The organism is Novosphingobium hassiacum (assembly GCF_014196055.1).
GTDB classification, from domain to species: Bacteria; Pseudomonadota; Alphaproteobacteria; order Sphingomonadales; family Sphingomonadaceae; genus Novosphingobium; species Novosphingobium hassiacum.
The window spans coordinates 1-24,142 of sequence record NZ_JACICY010000021.1 but is presented as its reverse complement, the minus strand read 5'-3'; the positions used below and the strand labels follow the sequence as shown (position 1 = coordinate 24,142).

Annotated in this window: 23 protein-coding genes; 19 read left to right on the top strand and 4 right to left on the bottom strand. The window is 60.9% G+C overall.

Going from position 1 to position 24,142, the window contains the following annotated elements; all coding sequences use genetic code 11:
- Nucleotides 1-261 precede the first annotated feature (261 nt).
- The 10 genes from GGQ88_RS19835 (at nt 262) to GGQ88_RS19790 (ending at nt 10,245) form a co-directional block, all read left to right on the top strand.
- The gene (locus tag GGQ88_RS19835) at nt 262-561 is read left to right on the top strand and encodes a helix-turn-helix transcriptional regulator (RefSeq protein WP_246386392.1); all 300 of its coding nucleotides are present in this window, start codon (nt 262-264) and stop codon (nt 559-561) included.
- A 6-nt stretch (nt 562-567) separates the two neighbouring features.
- Entirely contained in the window at nt 568-1,443 is an 876-nt protein-coding gene (locus tag GGQ88_RS19830; protein WP_183615191.1) for a replication initiator protein A, read from the top strand.
- 378 nt (nt 1,444-1,821) lie between these two features.
- Nucleotides 1,822-2,343 carry a DUF2840 domain-containing protein gene (locus GGQ88_RS19825; RefSeq protein WP_183615190.1) on the top strand — a complete coding sequence of 174 codons (522 nt, stop codon included), beginning with the start codon at nt 1,822-1,824 and terminating at the stop codon, nt 2,341-2,343.
- A complete protein-coding gene (locus GGQ88_RS19820) occupies nt 2,340-2,948 on the top strand; it encodes a S26 family signal peptidase (RefSeq protein ID WP_183615189.1) in 609 nt (202 codons plus the stop codon). The genes GGQ88_RS19825 and GGQ88_RS19820 overlap by 4 nt, the downstream gene beginning before the upstream one ends.
- Nucleotides 2,929-3,273, top strand: a complete 345-nt coding sequence (locus GGQ88_RS19815) for a DUF736 domain-containing protein (protein ID WP_183615188.1) — start codon at nt 2,929-2,931, stop codon at nt 3,271-3,273. The genes GGQ88_RS19820 and GGQ88_RS19815 overlap by 20 nt, the downstream gene beginning before the upstream one ends.
- Nucleotides 3,274-3,278: 5 nt before the next feature.
- The gene (locus tag GGQ88_RS19810; RefSeq protein WP_183615187.1) at nt 3,279-4,085 is read left to right on the top strand and encodes a lytic transglycosylase domain-containing protein; all 807 of its coding nucleotides are present in this window, start codon (nt 3,279-3,281) and stop codon (nt 4,083-4,085) included.
- Between the two features lie 247 nt (nt 4,086-4,332).
- Nucleotides 4,333-6,090: a relaxase/mobilization nuclease domain-containing protein gene (locus tag GGQ88_RS19805; protein WP_183615186.1), complete on the top strand. Its 1,758-nt coding sequence runs from the start codon at nt 4,333-4,335 to the stop codon at nt 6,088-6,090.
- 469 nt (nt 6,091-6,559) lie between these two features.
- On the top strand, nt 6,560-8,626 hold the full coding sequence (locus GGQ88_RS19800; protein WP_183615185.1) for a conjugal transfer protein TraG: 2,067 nt from the start codon (nt 6,560-6,562) through the stop codon (nt 8,624-8,626).
- Nucleotides 8,623-9,045, top strand: coding sequence for a ribbon-helix-helix protein, CopG family (locus GGQ88_RS19795; RefSeq protein ID WP_183615184.1), 423 nt, complete (start codon nt 8,623-8,625; stop codon nt 9,043-9,045). Before GGQ88_RS19800 ends, GGQ88_RS19795 begins: the two co-directional genes overlap by 4 nt.
- A 309-nt stretch (nt 9,046-9,354) precedes the next feature.
- Nucleotides 9,355-10,245, top strand: a complete 891-nt coding sequence (locus tag GGQ88_RS19790; protein WP_183615183.1) for a response regulator — start codon at nt 9,355-9,357, stop codon at nt 10,243-10,245.
- Between the two features lie 218 nt (nt 10,246-10,463).
- Here GGQ88_RS19790 and GGQ88_RS19785 read toward each other — a convergent pair whose 3' ends face one another.
- Nucleotides 10,464-12,341, bottom strand: coding sequence for a sensor histidine kinase (locus GGQ88_RS19785; RefSeq protein WP_183615182.1), 1,878 nt, complete (start codon nt 12,339-12,341; stop codon nt 10,464-10,466).
- Between GGQ88_RS19785 and GGQ88_RS19780 the strand changes: the two genes are divergently transcribed.
- The gene (locus GGQ88_RS19780) at nt 12,328-14,481 is read left to right on the top strand and encodes an ATP-binding protein (RefSeq protein ID WP_183615181.1); all 2,154 of its coding nucleotides are present in this window, start codon (nt 12,328-12,330) and stop codon (nt 14,479-14,481) included. The two genes, GGQ88_RS19785 and GGQ88_RS19780, sit on opposite strands and share 14 nt — an antisense overlap.
- A 101-nt stretch (nt 14,482-14,582) precedes the next feature.
- Here GGQ88_RS19780 and GGQ88_RS19775 read toward each other — a convergent pair whose 3' ends face one another.
- Nucleotides 14,583-16,799, bottom strand: coding sequence for a TonB-dependent receptor (locus GGQ88_RS19775; protein ID WP_246386391.1), 2,217 nt, complete (start codon nt 16,797-16,799; stop codon nt 14,583-14,585).
- Nucleotides 16,800-16,956: 157 nt separating this feature from the next.
- On the opposite strand from GGQ88_RS19775, the gene GGQ88_RS21610 reads away from it, so the two are divergent.
- The 3 genes from GGQ88_RS21610 to GGQ88_RS19765 are packed head-to-tail and all read left to right on the top strand — an operon-like array spanning nt 16,957 to nt 17,836.
- Nucleotides 16,957-17,088 (top strand): hypothetical protein, encoded by a 132-nt coding sequence (locus GGQ88_RS21610; protein WP_281372537.1) that lies wholly within the window; start codon nt 16,957-16,959, stop codon nt 17,086-17,088.
- A complete protein-coding gene (locus tag GGQ88_RS19770; protein WP_183615180.1) occupies nt 17,085-17,477 on the top strand; it encodes a response regulator in 393 nt (130 codons plus the stop codon). The genes GGQ88_RS21610 and GGQ88_RS19770 overlap by 4 nt, the downstream gene beginning before the upstream one ends.
- Nucleotides 17,474-17,836, top strand: a complete 363-nt coding sequence (locus GGQ88_RS19765; protein WP_183615179.1) for a response regulator — start codon at nt 17,474-17,476, stop codon at nt 17,834-17,836. Before GGQ88_RS19770 ends, GGQ88_RS19765 begins: the two co-directional genes overlap by 4 nt.
- 128 nt (nt 17,837-17,964) lie before the next feature.
- Here GGQ88_RS19765 and GGQ88_RS19760 read toward each other — a convergent pair whose 3' ends face one another.
- Complete coding sequence (locus tag GGQ88_RS19760) at nt 17,965-18,195, bottom strand: hypothetical protein (protein ID WP_183615178.1); 231 nt, start codon at nt 18,193-18,195, stop codon at nt 17,965-17,967.
- Nucleotides 18,196-18,613: 418 nt separating this feature from the next.
- Here GGQ88_RS19760 and GGQ88_RS19755 point away from each other — a divergent pair, with 418 nt between their 5' ends.
- Entirely contained in the window at nt 18,614-19,975 is a 1,362-nt protein-coding gene (locus GGQ88_RS19755) for an EAL domain-containing protein (RefSeq protein WP_183615177.1), read from the top strand.
- A gap of 404 nt (nt 19,976-20,379) precedes the next feature.
- Here the strand turns inward: GGQ88_RS19755 and GGQ88_RS21475 are convergent, their stop codons facing one another.
- Nucleotides 20,380-20,541: a hypothetical protein gene (locus tag GGQ88_RS21475; RefSeq protein ID WP_246386390.1), complete on the bottom strand. Its 162-nt coding sequence runs from the start codon at nt 20,539-20,541 to the stop codon at nt 20,380-20,382.
- Nucleotides 20,542-20,709: 168 nt separating this feature from the next.
- Here GGQ88_RS21475 and GGQ88_RS21845 point away from each other — a divergent pair, with 168 nt between their 5' ends.
- The 4 genes from GGQ88_RS21845 to GGQ88_RS19730 form a co-directional block, all read left to right on the top strand.
- Complete coding sequence (locus GGQ88_RS21845; protein ID WP_425490472.1) at nt 20,710-21,147, top strand: winged helix-turn-helix domain-containing protein; 438 nt, start codon at nt 20,710-20,712, stop codon at nt 21,145-21,147.
- Nucleotides 21,148-21,272: 125 nt separating this feature from the next.
- The gene (locus GGQ88_RS19740; protein ID WP_183615175.1) at nt 21,273-21,818 is read left to right on the top strand and encodes a hypothetical protein; all 546 of its coding nucleotides are present in this window, start codon (nt 21,273-21,275) and stop codon (nt 21,816-21,818) included.
- A 43-nt stretch (nt 21,819-21,861) separates the two neighbouring features.
- Complete coding sequence (locus tag GGQ88_RS19735) at nt 21,862-23,250, top strand: CsgG/HfaB family protein (protein ID WP_246386389.1); 1,389 nt, start codon at nt 21,862-21,864, stop codon at nt 23,248-23,250.
- A gap of 68 nt (nt 23,251-23,318) precedes the next feature.
- Nucleotides 23,319-24,142 (top strand): hypothetical protein (locus GGQ88_RS19730; protein ID WP_221214796.1); only part of this gene is annotated, 824 nt, incomplete at its 3' end.

Sequence of the window (24,142 nt, the reverse complement as noted above, 5' to 3'; positions counted from 1 at the left end):
GCCCCCGCGCCCGCCCGCCCGGCCCCGCCCGGGGGGGGGGGGGGGGGCGGGCGCCCCCCCCCCCCCCCCCGCCCCGCCCCCCCCCCCCCCCCCCCCGCCCCCCCCCCCCCGCCCCCCCCCCCCCCCCCCCCCCCCCCCCCCCCCCCCCCACAGGCATTTCAGCAGGGCATGTCCCTTCTTTGCGGTTCCGTCCTTGTCCAGTCCTCACCTCCTCATCGCCGCCGTGCGCCAGCCACGTCGGCCTTTGTCAGGAGGACGATCATGCACTCTGCCGCCCCCGGTCCACGCACGCGCTATCCCACTCAAGCCGATCCTACGTTGATCGTTCAGCCCCGCTATCTGAAGACGCCCGATGCTGCGACACATCTGGGCCTGTCCCCGCGCACCCTCGAAAAGCATCGCTGCTACGGCACTGGCCCGGTCTATCGCCGTCTCGGCGGCCGGATCGTCTATGCGATCGACGATCTCGACGCCTGGGCTGCGCGCGGCACCCGCAAATCGACCTCCGATCCCGGCATTGGCAGCGTCCTGCCCGCGCAGCGCCGGTTCCGGCAGGATTGACCGGCGATGTCGCGGGCTGTTTCTTCCGTTTCCGCCGAACGCGCCCAGCTGGACCTGTTCCGGTCGCTGCCGGGCGATATCGCACCGCGCGATGCACAGGATCTCATGTCCTGGCCGTTCTTCAGCTTGTCCAAGTCCCGCCGCGCCGCGCCGATCGACTTCCGCATGGGAGAGACCTGGATCTCGGTCGAGGCGGTGCCCGATCACGGCATGGCCACGATCTGGGATGCCGACATCCTGATCTGGGCGGCAAGCCAGTTGGTCGATGCCCGCGATGCGGGGCGGGCGACTTCGCGCCTCATGTCGGCAACCCCGCATGCGATCCTGACCTTCATCGGGCGCGGCACCGGCGGCGACAACTATGATCGCCTGAAAGCCGCGCTCGACAGGTTGCAGTCGACCACCGTCGCCACCTCGATCCGCCAGCAGCACCAGCGCCGCCGCCATCGTTTCTCCTGGATCAACGAATGGCAGGAGCGGCTCGACGGCCACGGACGCCCGCTAGGGATCGAGCTGATCCTGCCCGACTGGTTCTATGCCGGCGTGCTCGATCGCGCGCTCGTGCTGACGATAGACCGCGCCTATTTCGCGCTCACCGGCGGTCTCGAGCGGTGGCTTTACCGTATCGTGCGCAAGCATGGCGGTCGCCAGACCGCAGGCTGGAGCTTCGATTTCGAGCATCTGCATCTGAAGTCTGGCGTGCTCTCGCCGCGCAAGCGCTTTGCCTGGGAATTGCGCGGCATCGTGCAGCGTCAACCGCTTCCCGGCTACCACCTCTCGATCAATCATGCCTTCGGTAAGGAACGGCTTGCCTTCGCGCCGGTGCCCATCGATCCGTTCGATCGGGCAATGCGCCGACTCAAGCTTCCGGCCTGTGGATAAGGGCCATGAAACTCGTCCTATCAGGAACCGCCGGACACGTCCTATCGGGAACCGCAGACTCGTCCTATCAGGAACCAGGATGCCTCGGAAACCCGCAGAAATCCGCGCGAAACCGGCTCCCCTCTAACCATCCTAATAGAGAAGAATATTACATATTCTTCCTAACCGGTCGCGTGCCTGTGGAGAACACGGTGCCCAACCGGTCAACCGGCGCGGCAGCCCATGCGGTGTCCCGCCTTGATCGCGCCATGGGGAGCCGCCTGCCATGACGCGTCCCAAAGGCGACTGCCACAAGCGCGCGCATTGCCACCGACTGCGGCTCAGCGAAGCGCCAACCGCCCCTTCTCTCCCATCGCCTGAACTTGCCGGAGACCTCTCATGACACAGTCACCCCCGTCGGGCGCCCGCCCGCCTTCGGGCTATGCCGCGCCATCTCGCAACGGCCGCACCGAGATCGAACTGATCTGGATCGAGCAGCGGCTCGAACACTGGATCCGTTTCGGTCGCATCGCGGGCGAGCGCATCTTGAGCCGCAAGACGCGCGTCGTCATCTTCCGGCCCGATGCGATCATCGCCTTCGTGCGCTGGTCGGCCAACGACTATGGCACCATCCATTCGCGCATCGACATCCTGCGCGCAGTACGCAGCGGGGAGCCTTATACGACCGCGCCCTTCGTGCGGCCAGGCGGTGAGTTGCTGCTCTCGATCCAGGGCTGGCAGAAGGTCCGGTCGGTTATCGAGGCGATCGACCAGGTCGAAGCCGTCGGCCTTGATCCGTGCGACATTGCGTCCGATCATTGGCGGCACGTTCACAACCGGCTCAGCGCCGGCGAACAGCCGCGCGACTATACGGCCGAGCGTCATCAGGCATGGCTCGGGCGCAAGGCTCTGGGCCGATGAGCCGGATTTCCCTCTCCCATTTTGTGCCGCACCTGGCCGGCGCAGTGATCGGTTTGACGGTGGGCGCTCTCACCCTGCCCATGCCCACATTTCTATTGTGGAACGCGAGCGCCAGCGTGCCTCTCGGACTTTACGGGATCAATCCGCTTCGCGCACCCGTGGTCGGCGACATGGTCGCCGTTGCGCCGCCGCCCGCGCTGGGCCAGTTCATGGCCGAGCGCCATTATCTCCCCCTCGGCGTGCCGCTACTGAAGCATATCGCCGCACGTCCCGGCGCCGTGGTCTGCCGCCAGGGTGCCACCGTGACGATCCATGGGCGCAGCGTCGCGGTCGCGAAATTCGCCGACAGCCATGGACGCCCGTTGCCGGTCTGGCGCGGCTGCCGCGTGCTGGAGCGCGATGAATTGTTCCTGCTCAATGCCTCGTCCGACAGTTTCGACGGGCGCTATTTCGGGCCGATACCGGCGACAGGCCTGATCGGCCGCGCGATCCCGTTCCTCACCCGCGACACGCCGCAAGCGCCGCTGCGCTGGCGTTTCGGTTGTGCGCGCTCTGCCCAATCAACGCACCTGAAGGAGGAGACCCATGCAGATAGGTTGCTTTGACAAGGACGGCGATGGGTTTGTCGGCTGCCTGACAACGCTCACGCTCGATGTGCCGCTGGGGCTCGTGCCGACCGGTTTTACCGGACACGGCCGCGCCCCGGACTGGCGTGTCCATCTCGCCGCCGACGCCACATCCGCAGGCTTCGGGCTGGAAGTCGGCTCGGGCTGGAATCATGACAGCAAGGCCGGGAGCTTTATCGCGGTTCAACTCGATTGCCCGTCCTTCCCGCGCCCGGTCCGCGCCAATCTGCTGCGCTCCCATCGCGACGGCGAGGCGCATGTGCTGCTCTGGTCGCCGCGTTTGCGGCGCCACAAGGCGCAGTGAGGCCGATGCGCATCCGTTTCGCGCTGCGCCATCGTCGCCGCGCCGTTCGCCTCGCTGGTGCGGCGGCCCTGACCGGTTGCACCTGCTTCCTCTTCCCGGCCATCGCCTTGCTTGCACCCAGCGCGGCCGCCGCGCAGGTCACGCGCATCGCCGCGCATCCCTATGCCCCTCATGTCGCCGAGGCGGCGCAGCGCTTCGGCATCCCCGAGGCGTGGATCTGGGCGGTGATGCGCGTCGAGAGCAACGGCGATGCGGCCGCTGTCTCGCACGTCGGCGCGATGGGGCTGATGCAGATCATGCCCGGCACCTGGAGCGGGCTCACCGCGCGTTACGGGCTCGGCGACAACCCGTGGGATGTGCGCGGCAACATTCTCGCCGGCGCGGCCTATTTACGCGAAATGGCCGATCGCTATGGCGATCTGCCCAGCGCGCTTGCGGCCTATAATGCCGGGCCTGGCCGCGTCGATGACTGGCGTGCACGCGGTCGTTCGCTACCCGCCGAAACCGTCGCCTATGTCGCGAAGATCGTGCCGACCGTTGGCGCATCCGGCATCGCTTCGCGCGCTGGCCTGCGTGCCGTATCGCACACGCCAATTGCACGAACCGCGTCCTCCTGGCGCAGCGCGACGCTCTTCGCGCTGCGCGGCGATGGCGGACAGGACGGCGAGAATGCCGCGTCCGGCTCGGCTTCTGTCGCGCAGGTGAACCTCCGTGCCTCGACCTCGGCCGCATCGCCTGCCTTGCGGACCGTGCACATCTCCATGCCCCCACCGCATGGCCTGTTCGCGTCCGTTTCCGGGGGCAGCGAGTGATGAGCCGTCCTGGCGTTCGCTGGCGGCTCTCAGCGCAGGATGGGAAGCGTTGGAAAGGCGGGCAAGTCACGGAAATCGAAGGGAAGAAGGGATGGCGAGATAAAAGGGACGCCACCTGCAGGGCGTCATGTGGTTGTGATTGCGCGATTTTTTCGGGTGGCACACCGGGCGACCGGGTGGCGCGGTTTTGCAATTATCTTTTGATTACAGCAGGTTCACGGGTGGCAGGTGTCATCGCGGAACTGCCATGATCATCGACGGCGATGATTTCGAGGTGCGGCCGGGAAGGAGCCGCGATGCGGGCCGCGATACTGGCCGAGGTGCGGGGCGCAAGGTCCAGAGCCTTGCGGCGCAGGTCAAGCGCGCTGCCGCGAAGGCGGGCTACAGCCGCAAGGGACCGGGGCGGGGGCGCGGCACCGGACGCCATGGCCGCGGTCGTATCGCCCGGCTTCACGCCCGCTCGCCCGCCAATGCCCGCCGCGTCGCCATCAAGGCCCGCGTCGTCCGTCAACGCGGTAGCCGCTACCGTTCGGCGCCCCTCGCGCGTCACATCGCTTATCTCAAACGCGATGGAGTCACCCGTGACGGCCGCGACGCCAGCCTGTTCGATGCGCGCGGCGATCAGGCGGACGGCAAGGCCTTCGCCGACGCTTGCGAGAACGACCGGCATCAGTTCCGCTTCATCGTCAGTCCTGAAGACGGCGCCGACATGGCGGACTTGCGCGCCTTCACCCGCGAACTGATGGACGACATGGCGCGCGATCTCGGCACGCGGCTCGACTGGGTGGCGGTAGATCACTGGAACACCGACAATCCCCACATCCATGTGCTGGTGCGCGGGGTGGATGACACCGGCGCGGATCTCGTCATCGACCGCGACTATATCCGCGAAGGCATGCGCGCCCGTGCCGAAGCGCGGGTCACGCTCGAACTGGGGCCGCGCAGCGAGCGCGAGATCCAGGCCGCGATTGAACGCGAGGTCGACGCCGAGCGCTGGACCAGCCTCGATCGCCGCCTCGAGCGCATGGCTGACGCGATGGCAGGCATCGTCGATCTTCGTCCCCAGGCTGGCGATGACCTTGAGATGCGCGGGCTGCTGATCGGGCGGGCACAGAAACTGGAACGGCTGGGCCTGGCCGACAATCAGGGACCAGGGGTCTGGACGATCAACGCCGGCGCGGAGCAGACGCTGCGCGATCTCTCCATCCGCACCGACATTATCAAGACCATGCACCGGGCGATGAGCGATGGTGGTCATGCCATCGATCCCGCCAGCTTCGCGCTGCACGGGGAAACACCCGCCGATTCGATCATCGGCCGCCTGGTCCAGCGCGGCCTCCATGATGAGCTGTCCGGCACCGCCTATGCCGTGATCGACGGAGCAGACGGACGCACCCATCATCTTCGCTTCGGCGACATCGACATGGCCGGCGATGCCCGACCCGGTGCGATTGTCGAGACACGCAGTTGGCAGGATGCGAAGGGGGCCACGCGCCTCTCGCTCGCCACGCGCTCTGATCTGTCCCTCGCCGAACAGGTTACCGCACCCGGCGCGACCTGGCTTGATCGGCAGCTCATCGCGCGTGCCCCCGTAGTGACCGGCAACGGGTTCGGGCAGGAAATTCGCGACGCGATGGACGCGCGCGCGCTCCATCTCGAACGCGCGGGGCTCGCCCAGCGCCGGGGCTCCGGCTTCCTGTTCGGACGCGACCTGATCGCGACCCTCAGGGAGAAGGAAATGGACCAGCAGGTCGATGCCATCGCCCGGCGCACCGGGCTTGCCCATCGCCCCTCGGCGGCGGGTGATTATGTGAGCGGCATCTATCGCGAGCGGGTCACGCTCGCCTCGGGGCGCTTCGCCATGATCGACGATGGCATGGGTTTTCAGCTCGTGCCCTGGCGACCTGCGCTGGACCAGCATCTGGGCCAGCATGTCGCGGGCACCATGCGACCCGGTGGCGGTGTCGACTGGTCGCTTGGGCGCGGCCGAGGGATCGGTTTATGATCCGGTGATCCGCTCTGGATTCGGTCTCCCCGGACCCTCGAAGGAAGGGCATGAAGAGCTCTTCCTTCGGATCAAATCCGTTGCGAATGAAGTCGCTGAGGTTCGCGCGCGCTGACCGCGGGGCCACCTCGAGCACGACGCGCTCCGCCTGGGTGACGCGTCGACTGCGTATGGCGGGTGATGCCCTGTCCATGCGCGCCTCCTTTGCTTCTGACAATAGCACGCACATCCAGGAATACTGAATGGTGGTTCGCGTTCGCATCAGGGGTAGTCATCGGCGGGCAGGTGGGCCGGATATGGGGTTTTATGTCCGCCGTCCTAGTACCGGATGAGTCGTTACGCCATTCCCTGTTTTGCCTCGCCAGCCTGCGATCACGCATAATCCGTGTTGAAGCGTGCATTTTCTGAGTTTCTTGATGCCTGCTCCCGCGTCGGCCGTTTGGCGCCGGCGTTCATCGAGGGCGCCATCATGTCCGCGACCAAAATCCTCTGGGGCCAGGTTCTGGCCGTCTTCGCCCTGACCCTCGCCGGTATTTGGGGGGCGACGCAATGGACGGCCGCGGCGCTTGGCCATCAACCGGAACTGGGCCAGCCCTGGTTCTGGTTGGGACCATGGCCAATCTATCCACCGCCCGCCTTCTTCTGGTGGTGGTTCGCCTTCGATGCCTATGCGCCGAAGATCTTCGCGACCGGAGCCTTCATCGCGGTCTCGGGTGTGATGGCCGCCGTCGTGGTCGCAATCGGGATGTCGGTCTGGCGCGCACGCGAAGAGAAGAAGTCCCGGACCTTCGGTTCGGCGCGCTGGGCTACAGACACGGAAATACGCAAGGCCGGGCTCTATGCCGACGACGGCGTCGTTATCGGATGGCACGAGAAACGCTATCTGCGCCATGACGGTCCCGAACATGTGCTCTGTTTCGCCCCGACCCGGAGCGGCAAGGGCGTCGGGCTTGTCATACCCTCACTGCTGACCTGGCCAGGAAGCTGCATCGTCCATGACATCAAGGGCGAGAACTGGATGCTGACCGCAGGCTTTCGTGCGAAGCATGGCCGGGTCCTCCTGTTCGATCCCACCAACGCGGCCTCCAACGGCTACAATCCGTTGCTGGAGGTTCGCAAGGGCGAATGGGAAGTACGCGACGTCCAGAATGTCGCCGACGTGCTGATCGATCCCGAGGGCAGTCTCGAAAAGCGCAACCATTGGGAGAAGACCAGCCATGCGTTGCTGGTCGGCGCTATCCTCCATGTCCTTTATGCCGAGGAAGACAAGACGCTTGCCGGTGTCGCCGCCTTCCTGTCCGATCCCAGGCGCCCGATCGAGGAAACGCTGCATCGCATGAAAGCGACCCGGCATCTTGGCAAGGACGGCGTCCACCCGGTCGTGGCCGCCGCCGCGCAGGAACTGCTCAACAAGTCCGAGAATGAACGCTCGGGCGTGCTGTCCACTGCCATGTCGTTCCTGGGGCTCTACCGCGACCCCATAGTCGCCAAGGTGACCGGATCATCCGATTGGCGCATTGCCGATCTGGTCGACTCGCCTGTGCCCGTCTCGCTCTACCTGGTGATCCCGCCCTCCGACATCAGCCGGACCAAGCCGCTGGTACGCCTGATGCTCAACCAGATCGGTCGGCGTCTGACCGAACAGTTGACGGTGGGCGGGCGGCAGCAGCGTCTCCTCTTCATGCTCGACGAGTTCCCGGCGCTCGGCCGGCTCGACTTCTTCGAAAGCGCGCTCGCCTTCGTGGCGGGATATGGGATCAAGGCCTTCCTTATCGCCCAGTCCCTCAACCAGATCGAAAAGGCCTATGGCCCGAACAACGCGATTCTCGATAATTGCCATGTCCGGGTCGCGTTTGCTGCCAATGACGATCGCACCGCCAAGCGCGTGTCCGATTCGCTCGGCACCGCAACCGAACGGCGCTCGATGAAGAACTATGCGGGACACAGGTTGGCACCCTGGCTAGGGCATGTCATGGTATCGCGTACCGAAACGGCGCGGCCTTTGCTCACACCTGGCGAGATCCAGCAATTTTCCGATGACGAAGAGATCGTCTTCATCGCTAGCACCCCGCCAATCCGCGCGGTCAAGGCGCGCTATTATCTCGACCTGCGGTTCAAGGCGCGGCTGCTGCCGCCGCCTGATCCCCGGCCGCTTGCGCGGGGGATGCGGCCGCGCGACGACTGGTCGATGCTCGATCCGGTAGAGGTGCCGCCGATGCCTGAGTTGGCCCCAGTGTCTGTGTATGAAGTGGCCGGAAGGGAGAGCGAGGAGTGTGATGCGACGGATACGTCTGACGGTGCTGGTGCGGCTGAAACCACCGACGATGCGGCGAATGTCGGCATTCGGCAGGAGCCGGAACTGGGCGCGCATGAGAGTATCGCACCCAATTCCAAGCCCCTTGCCGACGAGTTCGATTTTGACCGGAATGAGGCGCAGGAGGAGGAGGCCATCCAGGCGCGGCGGCAGGCCGATCGGCTGATGCGGCGCAATGCCCGCAACGCCTCGCTCGATCACGATGATGGATTGCTGCTGTGAGCGGCGGTCCGGTTAAACGCAGCATACGCCTGCCGGCCGATCTCGCCCGGGCGCTTGCCGATCATGCGCGCGCGCGGCGCGCCTCGCAGACTGCGATCATCGAAGCCGCACTGGCATCTTTCCTGTCGCCAGACGCTGCCGACCGGCTTGAAGCCTCCCTCAGTCGTCGGCTTGATCGCATGACGCGCGATCTCGCTCGGCTGCAGTGGCATTCCGAGCTCACTACCGAAACGCTGGCCTTGTTTGTCCGGTTCTGGCTGACAAACCATGTAGCCTTGCCTGACCCGTATGGGCAAGCCGCTCAGGCAGCGGGTAAGGAGCGTTGGGCGCGTTTTGTCGAAACGATCGGTCGAAAAATGGAAAGTGGACCTCGTTTTGGAGAGAAGGTCGATAAATGCGAAAATATTCGAATAGATTAGGATTGAATTAATCATAAAAATCTTGAAATATACTAATTATAATATTGATTTGAACGGACTTTATTTTTCCATAAGGATAGTTTATAATAAAATGTAAAGTATGTTTGTGCACTATGATTTTTTGCAATTGATGAAATTGCGCGTATCGCCCTTCATGCGAAGCGATGGATTATCCTGCGGCTGTTTCTCATGCGCGAAAATGGTGCCAATCATGCACCATTTTTTCTTGGGTGCGCGGGGAATTGCTGCGCAATGCGGATGCAAACAGTTGGAATTTGGCTGTAACGGTCGGTGGGGTGAACTGGGGTGATGAGTTTTGCGGATAGGGCTTTTGAAAAGCTCACGCCCTTGCCTGAGGGAAGTCAGTGCGAGATTCTCATTGTCGATGACGATGAGGAATGTCTCGATGAATATGCGGAAATGATCGAGGCCCTAGGCTATCCTTGCCAGAAGACCACGTCGCCGGGACATGCGCTGCGAATGATAGCGGACAATCCGCGGATTGGCATCGTTCTTGCCGATTTCCGGATGCCGCTGATGGACGGCGTCACCATGCTGGAAGAGCTTTCAGCGCGTTTTGCGTCATTGCGTCCGATTGTTGCGATTATCATTACAGGTGACGGATCGCTTGACGTCGCGGTACAGGCCATGCGTTCAAACGCAATCGATTTTCTGACCAAACCGGTAGGACGAAACGGTCTCGCCGCTTCTTTGCGCAGGGCGGCCACGCGCTGGGCCCAACTGGTCGGGCAGTTCAACCTTGCCCAGATTCTCGCGCGCAGAGACCTTGTGCACGCGCCCATTCCCATCGCGGCCGCCACCAGACGGGAAGCGCGCGAGCCTACGCCTGAAGAATTGCAGGCGTTTGTCCGCTCGATTATTAAATCCCGAAAAAGCAGATCGACCTTCCTTGATACCAGCCTGTTCGCGGACCCGGCATGGGATATTTTGCTGGAACTCGCCTCCGCCGGGCTCAAGCAAAAAGCTGTGCCGCCATCCAGCGTTTGCGCCGCTACGCAGGTGCCCTTCACCACGGCGCTTCGCTATGTACGGCAACTCGTTGCGGCCGGCCTGGTACGGCGCTGGCAGGATCCTGAGGACAAGCGTCGTACACTGCTCGCGCTGGAGCCCACGACGCTTGAGGCGATCACGGGTTATCTTGTTTCAATGTGGCACAGCCACGGCATCCCCGTCGGCTGAGAGTCGACTGAGATTGGCGGGCGGCGGATCGGAACTGGACGACCCGGCCGGACTTGTGCCGTCACGCCTTCGTTCTCCATCCGTCTGGGCGCTGCGCGCGATATGAAGCAATGACCGCACGCCATTCCGGCGGCGACACATGAATAGTGCGGATCCCGTTGTCAGGGCCAATTCAGTTTCAAAATGGCAGCAACGGATCTGAAGCTATCCGACTATCTTCAACGTGGCAGGGTGATCCGGATTGTCGTACCCTCACCCTGCGTATCGAGGATGGCGACCGAGCCGCCATGAAGATCGACAATCTGCTCGACGATGGCGAGACCGAGGCCGGAACCTTCGGCCGGCCCGACATTGGATGCCCGCGCATAGGCTTCGAAGACCTTGGCGCGTTCATCCTCGGGAATGCCGATGCCGTGATCGCGCACCTCGATTTGGACGGTCTGCTCGAATGCCCTGAAACTGATCCGGATACGGGCTGGCGCAGTCGAATATTTGATCGCATTGGCCAGAATATTGCTCAGCACACGTTCGATCAGCGGACGGTCGAAAGTAATGACGGGCAGGTCGCTTTCCTCGATCTCGAAAATCGTCCCGGCATCTTTTTCACGGAATGTCTGGATGACATGGTCGATTGCTTCAGCGAGGCTGGCGGGCTCCGGGTGGTAGCCTATCTCGATCTCGTCCAGCTTGACCCGTTCGATTGTGTTGTCCAGCAGATGGAGCAAACCCTTGATCGAGCTGCGAATACGTGTGGCCCGGTCGCGGATTTGCTCAGGCGTCTTTTCTTCCGATCGCCGCTCCAGGCGCTGCGCTGCGCTGTCGATGATCGCAAGCGGCGTGCGGAATTCATGGGAGGCGATCGCCAGAAAGCGCCGCTGAATGTCACTGATTCGCCGTTCGCTCGAAAGCGCCGCTTCAAGGTCGGAGGTCGATCGGTACACGTCATCGACATCGGTCATCAGTAAGACGATGGCGTCGTGACGCTCGTAGCGGATACGCGCGCCGGTCATGTGAAACCATAGGCAGCGCCCGTCCTGGATGCGAATGCGCGCTGGCAGCGTGCCGGTGCTGCCAGCAATGATCATGGCTTTTAGCCGGGCAAAGTCATCTGGTGCCTCAAACACCGTTTCGCATCCGTCATTCCCCATGACAGCCTCGCCCAGCAACTGTTCAGCAGGATGATTGGCTTTGAGGACACGGGAGTCTCCAACCGACAGCACCAGTGTTGGCACCAGATTGAGATTGAGCACGGCGTCCAGCGCATATTCGCTCGCGGCGAGTTGGCGCGACATTTCGATGAGATGAGATATGTCTTCCTGTGCGACGAGAATTGATTGTCGCGCGGTTACCGGATCGCTGACGAACGAAATATCGACTGAATGAATCGGGGCGTCGGGGAGAGCCATGACAGCGGTGGTCTTCATGCCTCCCTGTTCGCGCGCCTTCGGCAGCAGGCTTGCAATGCCTTCAGGATCGGCAAACATTGTCCAAAAGCAGTCATTGCTTCCGTCCTTGCTTGTTGCAAGATGGCTAAAAGTCCGTGTGGCGGCCGGATTGTGGGTTAGAAGACTGCCTTCTTCAGTAAACAGGGAAATCATCAGCCGCGTATGCCGTAGCGCCTCGAGCGAGCGCAAGTCCGCGGACGGCAACTCAGTATCCGGCCTGGTCTCGATTTCCACGAGCATGGCTTGCGAGTGTCCTTGAACGCTCACGCCGCGGCATCGGCACATGGCGGCTGTCGCCTTGCCCTTGGGATAGAAGGTCCAGCTCTCATGCCGGATCTCGCCTTTTCCGAATACGCCCTGATAGTCGGCAAGGCGTGTGCGTGTCGAATCGCTGTAAGGCGTTAACGTCCTTGCCAGCAGTTCCTCTTCGCTGGTGGCATCCCAGAATCCCATTGCGGGGCGGTTTGCCCAGCAGATTCTTTGCGTTTCGAAACTGTAGATGTAAAGCGGGCAGCCCAGAAGCGAATAGGCTTCGAGGGTTTGCGCGTTCAGGTAAGGGAAATTGGATTTCAGTCGCATAGTCCCGAAAGGTTTGTTGAGGGTTCTGCGCGGCTTGTCGTGGCGCGGGGATGGTGGATTGATCGCAGACAATTCCGATCGCCGCAACCTTGGCGCTCAAGAGAACCTTCCGTTGCGCAAATGGCTTTGGCGCTCCTATCTACGCTCAGCCATCATTCCTCTGCTCGTTATAGAAATCGGCTTTTTGGCGGTCTATTGGGGCAGCAATATCATAATCTACCGTCAGAACATTGCCGAACTCAATGCAGTCTCGCGCGATTTTCTGACCGATGTTGCGCGCCGCGAAGCTGAGACGATCGATACGAGTCTGTCCGACGTATCCCGCCGGACGAACACATTTGCGCGTCAAACCTTACGTGCGATCCAAGGGAACTACAATCCTTCTGCTGCGGAAAAGGCGCGTTATGGTTTCTCGCCTGCCGGTGTTTTCCGGACGCGCTACGACAACGGCACGACCGCCAGCTTTTACAGCAATCGCGTACCCATGGGGCCGGACCAGATCGCCAAGGTCTGGAAGCTGGCCGCGCTTGACCCCATCATGATCGACTTCAAACAAAGCGATCCAGCTATCGCGTCGATCTATTTCAACACGTTCGACAGTTACAACCGAATATACCCCTATATCGATGCAGCCGGGCAATATGCGCCGAACATGAACATACCCACATACAACTTCTATTATGAGGCGGATGAAGCCCACAACCCGGCACGTCGCCCAGTGTGGACGGACGCCTATATCGACCCGGCAGGGCACGGGTGGATGGTTTCATCGATCGCGCCTGTCTGGAACGGGCAAAAGCTCGAAGGCGTAGTGGGTATTGATATGACGCTCGACACCATCGTCAATCGCCTCAATGGCCTGCGTCTTCCCTGGGGAGCCTATGCCGTGCTGATCGACCGGAAGGGCGGCATCATAGCGATGCCATCGACCGGTGAGCGGGATTTCGGCCTTAAGGAACTGACCGCGCATCATTATGCGCAGGCTATCCTGTCCGACACCTTCAAGCCGGACCAGTTCAACATCACCAAGCGCGGAGATATGAATGCGCTGGCCCGCGCCATGGCGAATATGCCGGACGGTTTCGTGAAGCTGGATTTTGCCAATGGCCGCCATCTCGCGAGCTTTGCGCGCATCACCGGTGCGGACTGGCGGCTGGTGGTGATCGCACCGATGGCTCGCATCCACGCCAAAGCCGATTTGCTGCGTGCCAAGTTCGAGATGGTGGGCGTCGTGATGTTGGCGGCGCTGTTCCTTTTCTATCTTCTCTTCTTCCTGTTCCTCTATCGACGCGCTCACCTGATGAGCGCGAGGGTCGCGGCGCCGCTGGGGGATTTCACTGGGCTGATCGAGCGCATTGGGGAAGGGGGATATCGGCAAGGATTCGCCGGATCAAGCATTGCGGAACTCGACGATCTGGGACATCGCATCGTGGGTACCGGCAATCGTCTTGGCGAGGCCCATGACCGGATTCGCGCGCAGGAACGGGCGCTCAGCCTCGCGCTGATGCGGCAGCGCGCCGCCAACGAAGAGCAGATTCGTTTCGTGCGGATCATGTCCCATGAATTGCGGACACCCTTGTCCGTGATTGACAGCGGTGCGCAGATTATCGACCGCAAGGCGGAAGCTCTCACGGCCGCCGAACTGCGCAAGCGGGCGGGACGGTTGCGCAGTTCGGTGCAGACCATATCGACGTTGCTGGGCAAGCTGGTCGACAGCACCGCGATAGAATTTTCGCACTGCGACCGCGACCGCGATCAGACCGGGGCCATCGATTCCAGCGCACTGATCCGGGACATTGCCCGCTCCATCATTCCCTCGTCTCGGTTAACCCTCGATCTCCCCGATCAGGGACCACCGGTTGCCGATGGTCCAGCCTTGCCCGTCGTCTTGGGTGCAGTGCTCGACAATTGCATGCGCTATACTGTGGCTGAGACACCGATCCTGATCACGCTTCAGCCGGATGGGGACCTTGTTCACATCACCGTTGCCGACAATGGTCCGGGCATTTCCGATGAGGATATCGCTTATGTCGGGCAACGTTTCTATCGCGGTCGCAGTTCGACCGGTGTCGAGGGCGCGGGCATGGGCCTCTATATCGCGCGCAAGCTTATCGTGTCGCTCGGCGGCGAGCTCGCGATTGCATCCTATGAAACCGGAACGATCGTCAGGCTGACCGTGCCGATCATGCTTGAGCAGATCTTCGCCGCGTGAGCATCTGCAGCGCGTGATTCGGGCTGTTAGTGGGATGCTACCTGTCGCACGTAGTTGATGCGTCCGTCGCGGGAGATGGCTCGTTCAAACCGTCGCGCTCTTCAGAACCTGACGCCCAACGTGAGGCCGTAAGTCCGCGGCCTGCCGACATGATTGTAGTCCAGCCCGAAGCCAGCAAGAAGATCAATGCGCGATGTGAAATAGTATTTGTTGGTCAGGTTTTTGCCCCAGATCGAGGCGTTCCAGCGGCCGTCGGAAGTCTCGAAGTCGAGATGACCTTCCACGATCGCATAGCCCGGCTGGCGTAACCGCGAAATGTTCAGCACCTCGAAGAACTGGTTCGATTGGTAGGCGACGTTCGGGTGAAGCGACAGTCGGCCGGTGTCGGTATCCAACAGCGTGAGGTCCGCGCCCAGATTGAAGGTCAGTCGCGGTGCGTTCGAGAGACGGTTGCCTTCGACATTCACGCCGCTGACCGAGCCGCGCACAATCTGGCTTGAGAGCATGCCCAGGCCACCGCGCAGTGACAGCATGTCGCTGGCCCGGAGCGAAAGCTCAGCCTCACCGCCATAAATTCGCGACTTGTCGATATTGAGCAGCGTTTGCGCGGCGTTGGTCGGATCGACGTTGAGGAACTGTTGGTTGCGGTAGTCGTAATAGAACGCCGCGAAGTTCAGCGTCGTTGCGCTACCTGCAACTCCGAGCTTGGCGCCCGCTTCGTAAGCGGTGACTGCCTCAGGCTTGGCCACCGAGAGTTCCGATGGATCGAAGAAAGCCTGGGCGTTGAAACTTGGCGCGCGGTAGTCACGGCTGACGTGGGCATAGAGCAGGTTGCCGTTGGCGAATTTGTAGTCGAGCCCGATCTTGCTCGAAAGGTTTTCGGTTTTGTAGCGTAGCTCAGACAAAGGGATCAGGTTGGCGATCAGCGTGGCATCGACGCCGAAGACGTTGGCTTCGAAATCGCTCTGCAGACCGCGATCATGCGTATAGCGTAGGCCGCCGCGCAAGGTCAGCGCGTCCGTGAACGCATATTTGACATCGCTGTAGATGGCGAAGCTCTTCTTGGTCTGCGCAAAGCGATTGCTGAAGAGGCATGCAAGCGGCAGCCCTGTTGCGCAGTCGTCAGCCGTGATGCCTGGTACACCATCGGAATCGACGTCCTGGGAGATCTCCAGAGTGGTGGCATTTAGCACTTTTTCCCGATTGAAATAGATACCAAGGATGAAGTCGAAGGGGTTGCCGGTATCGCTGGTGAAGCGCAGATCCTGCGCAAACTGGCTGGCATCGTCGAAATAGGGGATTTCCAGAGTCTTCGTGGCAGTTCCATCGGTGTCTTCGTGGAACCAGAGCACGCCGTCGTCATAAGATGTGATGCTGGTCAGCGTCAGCCAGTCGGCGACATCGAGATCGGCGGTAAGCGCGACCGACCAGGTTTTTGCAAGGCGACGCTCATCGATGTTGGCGGCGATTTCCCACTTGTCGAGGCCCGCGCGATTGATGGCTTCCGGCTGGGCATGGATGCCGTAATTGCGCGGGGTTTGCTTGCTGGTCGAAGCGCGCAGTGTCAGACGTAGACCGTCGCTCGGTTCGGCATAAATTGTGCCCCGCAGCGCCCATTCGCGCACCGACGCTAGATCAGCCTTGCTAGGAACGATGTTCTTGAACCATCCGTCCGCTCGGGCGAATGTGCCCGCCACGCGCACGGCCACCTTTTCGCCGAATGGCACGTTGGCGGCGCCGTTGATGTCGATCCGACCGTAATTGCCATAGCCCGCGCTGAAATCACCACCAGTCTCACCGAGCCGGGCCTTTCGCGCGATCAGATTGACCGCGCCGCCGGTCGTGTTTTTGCCGTAGAGCGTCCCTTGTGGTCCGCGCATAACCTCGACACGCTCAAGGTCGAACATGGAAACGCCGAGCAAGGCAAAGTTGCTTTTGTAGACCTCGTCATAATAGGTTGCGATGGGGCTCGACTGATTGAGGCTGTAGTCGGACATGGACACGCCGCGCATTGCGAAGATCGGTGTATTGTCGCCTACGACGGAGTTGAGTTGCAGGTTAACAACCTTGGTGAGGAGGTCGTCAACATTGGTCACTCGCGCGCGTTCCAGCACGTTACCACCGATTGCCGTGACCGAGATTGGAACCGACTGCAGGTTCTCTGCGCGTTTTGTGGCAGTGACGATAATCTGGCCGCTATCACCATCATCGCCTTCGTTTTGGGCCGAGGCCGGGTTGGCCGCTAGCAGTGCGGCGATGATTGCCGAACTGGCCCCTGACTTCGGCAGCCCCCAGGCCCGCATCGGCTCGCTTGGCATATATGTCTTTCCATCCCCGCACGTGACGCAAACTGCCGTCAGCGATCCCCCGACCGTGCGACCAGCTTCACTCCGGGAATCGCCTATGATTATGTTGCCAATGTCGGGCAACGCTTTTTGTCGCGGTCGGGCCTCGACCGGTATAAAGGGGCGTCGTATGGAACTGTGTATTGTGGGCAAGCTCATGGCATTGCGTGGCGGCGATCTCGCGATCGCAGCCGATGAAACCGGCGCGCTCGTCAGGTTTGCCGTTCCGGCACTTCTTGCGTCTGGGAACGTCGCTGCATGAACAAGTCAGCATATATCCTGTGTTTGGAAGATCAGGCGGACCTGCTTGACGATCTGCTTCTGGAATTGCGTGATCATGGTTACCGAGCCGAGGGGTGCCGTGACGGTCTGACAGCTCTGGTTCTGCTTGGCGAGTCGCGCTTCGATCTGATGATCTGCGACATTCAGCTGCCCGGATTGGGCGGCATCGAGTTGCTTAACCGGATTCGCAAAGAAAAGCGCCGATACAGCGAGATACCTGCCATTCTTTTGTCCGCCTATGGTGACCGCGATTTCCAGCGGGCCGGGCACGAACAAGGCGTAAAGGCCTATTTCGTCAAGCCCGTCGACTATCGGGAATTGCTCGTCGCTGTTGGCGGAATCCTGAACGCAGCGGAAGAAGAGCTATGAACGGGCGGCCAGTCAGTGTCCTTCTCGTCGAGGACGATATCGACAGCGCCGAGGAGCTTGCCGAACTTCTCGAAAGCTATGGCATGACGGTTACGCTTGCACATACCGTGGGACAAGCTCTGGAAAAGGCGCGTCAGCGCCAATTTGCGATGGCGTTGATCGACGTGGGCCTAGGCGACGAAAGCGGACTCGATATTGCCGAGGCCTGGCATGGAAGCGGACCGTACATTGTACTGCTCACCGGGAGCGCGGTTGCCGAAGAGCAGATGTGTCGTTTTGCGGACCCGGCGCCGCCGGTCCTCATCAAGCCTATCGAAGTTTCGCAACTGCTCGGCTTGATCGAACGGCAACAATCCTGATTGATCGGCATCGGGGGAGTAATGCGCAATCTTCAAAGGTGACGGGAGCCGGTTTCTGGTATTCCTTTGCCTGCTGTGATTTTCGACGGGCCGAACAACTCCATCTGGCGCCAGGTTATCCTCGCCGCCTATAGCGGTTTGTGTCCGTCCGGGGCGACCGGTTCCGCTGAATCTCCGCCATTGTCCCATAGTCTCGCTGCGCGGTGGATCTGCCGCTCGATCCGGTCGAGCTTTGCCTCAAGATAGCCGGCCTCGCCGCTCTCCAGAAGTGGCAGGATGCGCACACGGATGTTGTCTGTGGCAAGGCGGATAACGTTAAGCGGCTGCTTCAGTTCATGAAGCAGTTCACGCGGGAGCATCCTTCCCACATCCTCCGGCTCGATTTTGGGACGCTCAGTCAGCTGTAGTGTCCTTAATGCGCGCGGAAACTCACGCCCTGTTCCTAATCGAGGGCGTTGCATGACGCAACGACGGGAGCGTCGATTATTGTTCCATGGCATCCATTGATGCACTCGCGCGACATGCAATCTGCCATATTGGCACCTTTTTGCCGCCAATGCGCCACCTAATTGACTCTGAAATTCATTCGACCCCTCACACAACGGCTTAGGCGACGCAGCTCATCATGGTGTGCTGGATAGACTGGCTTTAGAAGTATTTATGCGGGTTAATTTCATTTTACCTACAAAATAAATGCTCATCACGAAGGCAGTTGATTGGTTGACTTAGCGGTTATTATTTGATTGCCGCTAAATGCCCGTCCGGATTTTTTTGTAAATGGAAGACGAAGGGTGGCGGAATATGGAAGGCGGCGCTCAAGCGGAACAAGTTGGCGGAAACGTTCATGTCCTTCCTTTGCCTGCCCGGCGGTTCACTGAAAGTGCCGCGCTAAGCTGTCGCCTCCGCATCGATAACTTCCCTCATATCCGCGAGGCCTACGGCGAAGATGTCGCGCGGACTGTGTTCACCCAATTGGCTGTGCGCATGCGGGATGTCTTGGGCGCGGGCGGTCTCGTCGATCCTATCCCGGGCGGCGTGATAGAGTTTCTCATCTGGTGCCAATCCGGCAAGTCGGGCAGATCAGTCGCGGAAAGCGTCGACTGGATTCGGTGCCTGTGTGCCGATGTTCCTCTTCAGCCGGTAGAGACGTTAGCTGGCTATATACACGTCGCGCTGTCTGTAGAGGATCTGATTTCGGTCGGCTCAGCGCCGGCCGCGACGTGCGTTTTGGATGACGTCGGTGTTGGCTTCGCGGGTGATCCCGCGAGGTCTGAAGACGGTTGGGCGGGGCAGTATCGCTCCGACATGACGATGGCCTCGCCGCTTCTCGCTGCGCTCGGTGGTGGAGGAGAAGGGTCAGAACCCGTTCTGGCCTGGCAGCCGGTCCGCGACGTCGACGGTGTTGTCGGCGGCGAAGCCTCCGGAGGCGTGCTGTATTGGGAAGGTTGTCTGCGCCAGATTGATCGAGATGGTCAGGTATCTTCGCTCGAAAGCGCACTGGGGGCTTTGGAGCGACTTGGTTTCATCCGCCTGCTTGACCATCGCGTGGTGTCGATGGCGCTTGACGAACTCGACCGCGAGCCAAGTGATGTCACGATTGCTGTTAATATCTCCGCGCGAAGCGCCGCGCTGGACTATCTTTGGGAAGAGGCGGCGGGGCGCTTGAAGCGGCAGCCTTGGCTTGCCCAGAGGCTTGTTGTGGAAATCACAGAAACGTCCGCCATTCCCAATATGGGCGAGGCCGTTCGATTTGTGGATCGTATGCGGTCTCTGGGTTGCCGGATTGCGATCGACGATTTCGGAACCGGATATGCCTCGGTCCGCAACGTCATGGCGTTGTCGCCTGATTTCGTGAAAATCGACAGCTTCTTTCTGCATTATGCAAGTCACGGCGAAGTTCAGCGAGGCATATTCGAACATCTGGCCGGGCTGGGCTGGTCACTCGGTGCGACAGTCATAGCTGAAGGCGTCGAAACTGAAGCGCAGGCCGCACTCGCAGCTAGAGCGGGCTGTCACTGGCAGCAAGGCTATTTCTGGGGGCGTCCGTCTTTCAGTCGCCTGCGTCCGCTCCAGGCGGATGAGGGTGGTAACATCGCTCAGGGATGGTTGGCTCCTGCAAACAGGAGAGAAGCCCTGTGATTGGCCTTGATCGCGGTAGTGCCAAGGGGCGCTGTGATTGGCTTGTTGTGCCTTGCGAGCCAGGCGCTGACGCACGGGCATGTGAACGTCGGAATCCGCTGGGAATTCTGGTCGCCATTCCGTTCAGCGCCAGTCCGCGCATCGGCGTAGGTGCGTCGGCACCAGTGGGGGGCGTATGAATTCGCCTCAGCACAAATTTGACGGCACTCGCGAACCGCCGGTTGTCATTTACGATCCGCAACATCGACCAGATGTGGACCCCGGGCTGTTTCGAGGTCTTGCATTTGGGTTGCCGTTGAGTGCGGCGCTGTGGGCTCTCATCATTCTCTTCGTCTCCTGGCTGCGGTCCTGACATGCCGGTGTCGCTGATGAACATACACGCAAAGACGGTCGGGGAGGCCGCATCAGGTTGGCGCTCGGGACAAGATGCCTGGGCTGGCCCGGTTCCCGATTCCATCACCGATAACGATCGGCTTTTCCGTATCGTCGAGGTGCCGGATCGTGCTGCCGCTCTGCGTCGCGCGTGGCTGGATGATGTTGTCGATTGTGACCAGCAATACAATCATAGTCAGGATCCGGTAGGTTACCTTTCGCAGGCACGGGACGCATTTTCCGTCCTGTTGGTCAGTGGTGACGATCTACCGAGAATCTATGCGATCCTGAGGGAAGTCCGCGAAATCCTTCCGAGCAAGGCGGTTGTTCCGGTTCTGCGCAATTGCCCACCCGCTAGGGCGATGGCCGCTCTCTTGAGGCGGGGTGCGGCGGATATCCTGCATTGCCGAATGCCCCCTCGCGAAGGCACAGCCCGCCTACATGCGATTATTCGTCGGATCGAATGGGCTGAGGGGCGCAGACTGTCGGGTCTGGAAACAGGGGGGCGACGCCGGGAAAAGGTGCGGTCGATTGCATGTCAGTCGCTCACTCCGATGGAGGAGCAACTGCTCGCCGTACTGATCGAGCGTGAAGGACGTATAGCGCGATACACCACCTTGGCCCCGCGGCCTGGAGCGTATTGGGGAAGTCAGAGTAGTCGCAAAAGCATTCATGTCACTATATCTCATTTACGCCGGAAATTGCGCGCGGGATTTCGGATAAAGAACTGCTCGGGCCTCGGATATATTCTAACGAGTGAGGCAGTTCTGTCTTCAGGTGTGGAGTCAGTTCATGTCTGAAATCGCCATTCAATCATCCTTTTTGGCGCAGTCCTTCAGGGTCGCAACTGTGCCAGCTCCGGGCATGACCACATGCTCGGAGCACCGCCATTATCTTGAAATTTTTGCAACTAAGGAACTTAGTAATGCGCAAAGTATTTAGTTGCATGGTGACTATAATTTTAAGTTCTGCTTCTTTCACTTCCCCGGCGTCGGGAAACAACGTCGGCGAGAATGCGGGATGGCAATTTCAGACCACTGCCGATCAGGTAAATAAAGCCTATCTGGAAGATATGCGTCAGAAGAAGAAAAACGGATATTACGCAGCTCCAGTTTATAACACCAATATCGATAAGCAGTATAACTGCTCGGTCACCTCGACGGCGACGGGCAACCAATCTGCATCCACCGCCACCGGCAATTCTCCCTCGACGACCGGTCATTCGGCCAGTTCTACCGGGAACACGGGTACGACTGAGCTGACCAGCAGCTCGCTGTTGCCTGCTTCGGCCAACAACAGCTCGGACCAATCGAACTCGGGTTCGGTCAGCGCTGGCGTTGATGGCAATATTTCCACCAGCGTGCGCGGCGACACCTTCCAGACCTTGAACACCGACCAGACGAATTCCGGCAACCAGCTGGCGTCCGTCACAGGCGCGACAGCTTGCCAGTACGGCGCGCTTAACGGTTAGGATGTCATTTATGCGCATTAGTTCTTCCGCGAGGTTGCGGAAATTGAATTTTCTCAGCCGTGCCGGTCGCTCCACCGCCATGGCTGCTGCGGCCTTTGCAATGTCGGGCTGCGCCACCCTGCATCCAGGGCTTGATACGCAGCGTCTGGCGCGCGGCGAGGTACCGACCCCACTCGGCCCTCCGGTTCGGGACAACCGCTCGCCGATGGAAGCCGCACTTGCCTGTTTCGGCGACCAGTTGATCGCTAGCGGCGGGCCGAAGCGCGTGATCGCAGTCGGAGACGTCAAGGACTATACCGGAAAATATTCGATCAATGAAGGCAATGCCATCACCCAAGGTGGGTCGCTGATGGTCTATTCGGCGCTTGGCAAGATTGGCGGACCACTCGCGATTGCGGAACGCTTCGATCCTACCATTGCTGAACGCGAACTGGGATATACTGATCGTCGCCAACTTGGTGATGGCGATGTGCATGAGGTCAGCGGTAAGCCAGTACCTTGGCTTCCCTACTTTGGCGGGAGCATTACCCGATCCGACTATTATATCGTCGGCGGCATCACTGAACTCAACTACGACATTCGCTCGGGCGGTGTTCAGGTCGCGATCAACAACGTTGGACCCAAAGCGCGGGTCTTTACCGAAAGCGTGGCGGTCGATCTGCGCATCGTTGATTCCCGGTCATTGGTGGTCATCAAGACTGTCAGTCTGACCAAGCAGTTCAGTGGCTATGAGATTGGTGCGGGCGTATTCCGCTTTTTCGGCACGGATCTGTTTGACATCAATATCGGTGCCAAGGGGCAGGAGCCACTACAGCTTGGCATCCGCACTGCGCTTGAAGAAGCGACAATGCGCCTCATCGCTTCCGTCGCTCGGGTCGATCCAGCAATCTGCATGTCGCAGCGGCAGGCAACGATTCCCGAGCTTTCTGCGGACCAATTGCGCGGACGGGCACTGGCGCTCACCGATGCCCAGCCAATGGCCGATGCGGGTAAGCCTGGCGCGGTTGGACCCGCTATCAGCCCTGCCGCGACGGCCCTGATCTCGGCTCCCTCTGCGGCTCCTGTTGGTGCGCTGAACGATCAGAATGGCTCCAGTCCAGCGCTTTCGGGGAGCGCGTTGCAGATCGGCTTCGAATTTGGTGACACCACCTTGATGGGCACGGCCCAGGCGGTTCTCGATCAGATCGTGCAAATGGCGGCCAAGGGGCCGGTCGATGTGATGATCGTCGCCCGCGATACCGAGAACTGGGATCCCGCCAAGCGCGATAGCCTGCTGGACCAGCGCTTGGCCGCCATTGTTGCGGCACTGGCAAACCGGGGGGTCGCGCCGGCTGGCGTCGCCGTCACGTGGCGTCCCGACAAGGCCGATACAGCAATCCATCGCGATGGTCCTGGAATGCAGGAAATAGCGAAAGTTAGAGTGCAGAAGTAGTTACTGAAGAATAGAGCAAATGTTCAAAATACTATTTGCACTGTTCTTCACTTGAACAGGGGGTGTTTATGAGTCGTAATTCACGCAGGATGCGCACAGCGCTGCTGACTGGCGTCAGCACACTTCTGATCACCGGCACGGCGCAGGCATCAGCGCCAGCGACGGTCACCACGACCTCGGACACCAGCCTGTCGGCCAACCAGTCGTTCAACACCTTCGGGGCGGTCAGCGCTACGACGCTTGGCAGCAACACCAATGGCTCGATCACCACGGTGATCGATAGCGGCGCGGCCGCCACGGCGGCGCTGGCCAGCGGCACGGTTTCGGTCGCGGGCAACAGCGCCACCTCGGCCGGTTATGCCAACAGCGCGAACCAGACCGTCAACGGCAGCTTCACCAATGTCACCGGCAGCAGCCTTGCCAATGAGGCGGCGTCGTCGAATGCGGCCACAACCGCTGCTACGGTCCTCGCGACCAATGACATTGGTATCGCGCTGAGCCAGCAGGCCACTTTGGCTACCGCCACCGTCAGCACTGCTATTCCCGCGAGCGTGACGCTCGACCATGGCATGACGAACAGCCTCGCCACGATCTCGGGCAACAGCCAGAGCGCGACCGGTGTGCTGAACTACGGCGCCAACACCCTGAACACCGCCAGCAACAACAGCTCGGCATCGGCCGGTATCGGTTCGGCACAGTCGAGCCTCAATTCGACGCTGAGCGCGACCGTATCGGGCGCCGATACGTTCACGACCGGTTCGAACACCGCCGCCTCCGCCGCGCTGTCCAACAGCACCGCGCAGCTGACCGGCAATTCGATGACCGCCACTGCGGTGTCCAGCTCGGTTTCCAACACCCAGGTTGCCACTGCCAACGATCTGACGCTGGCGCC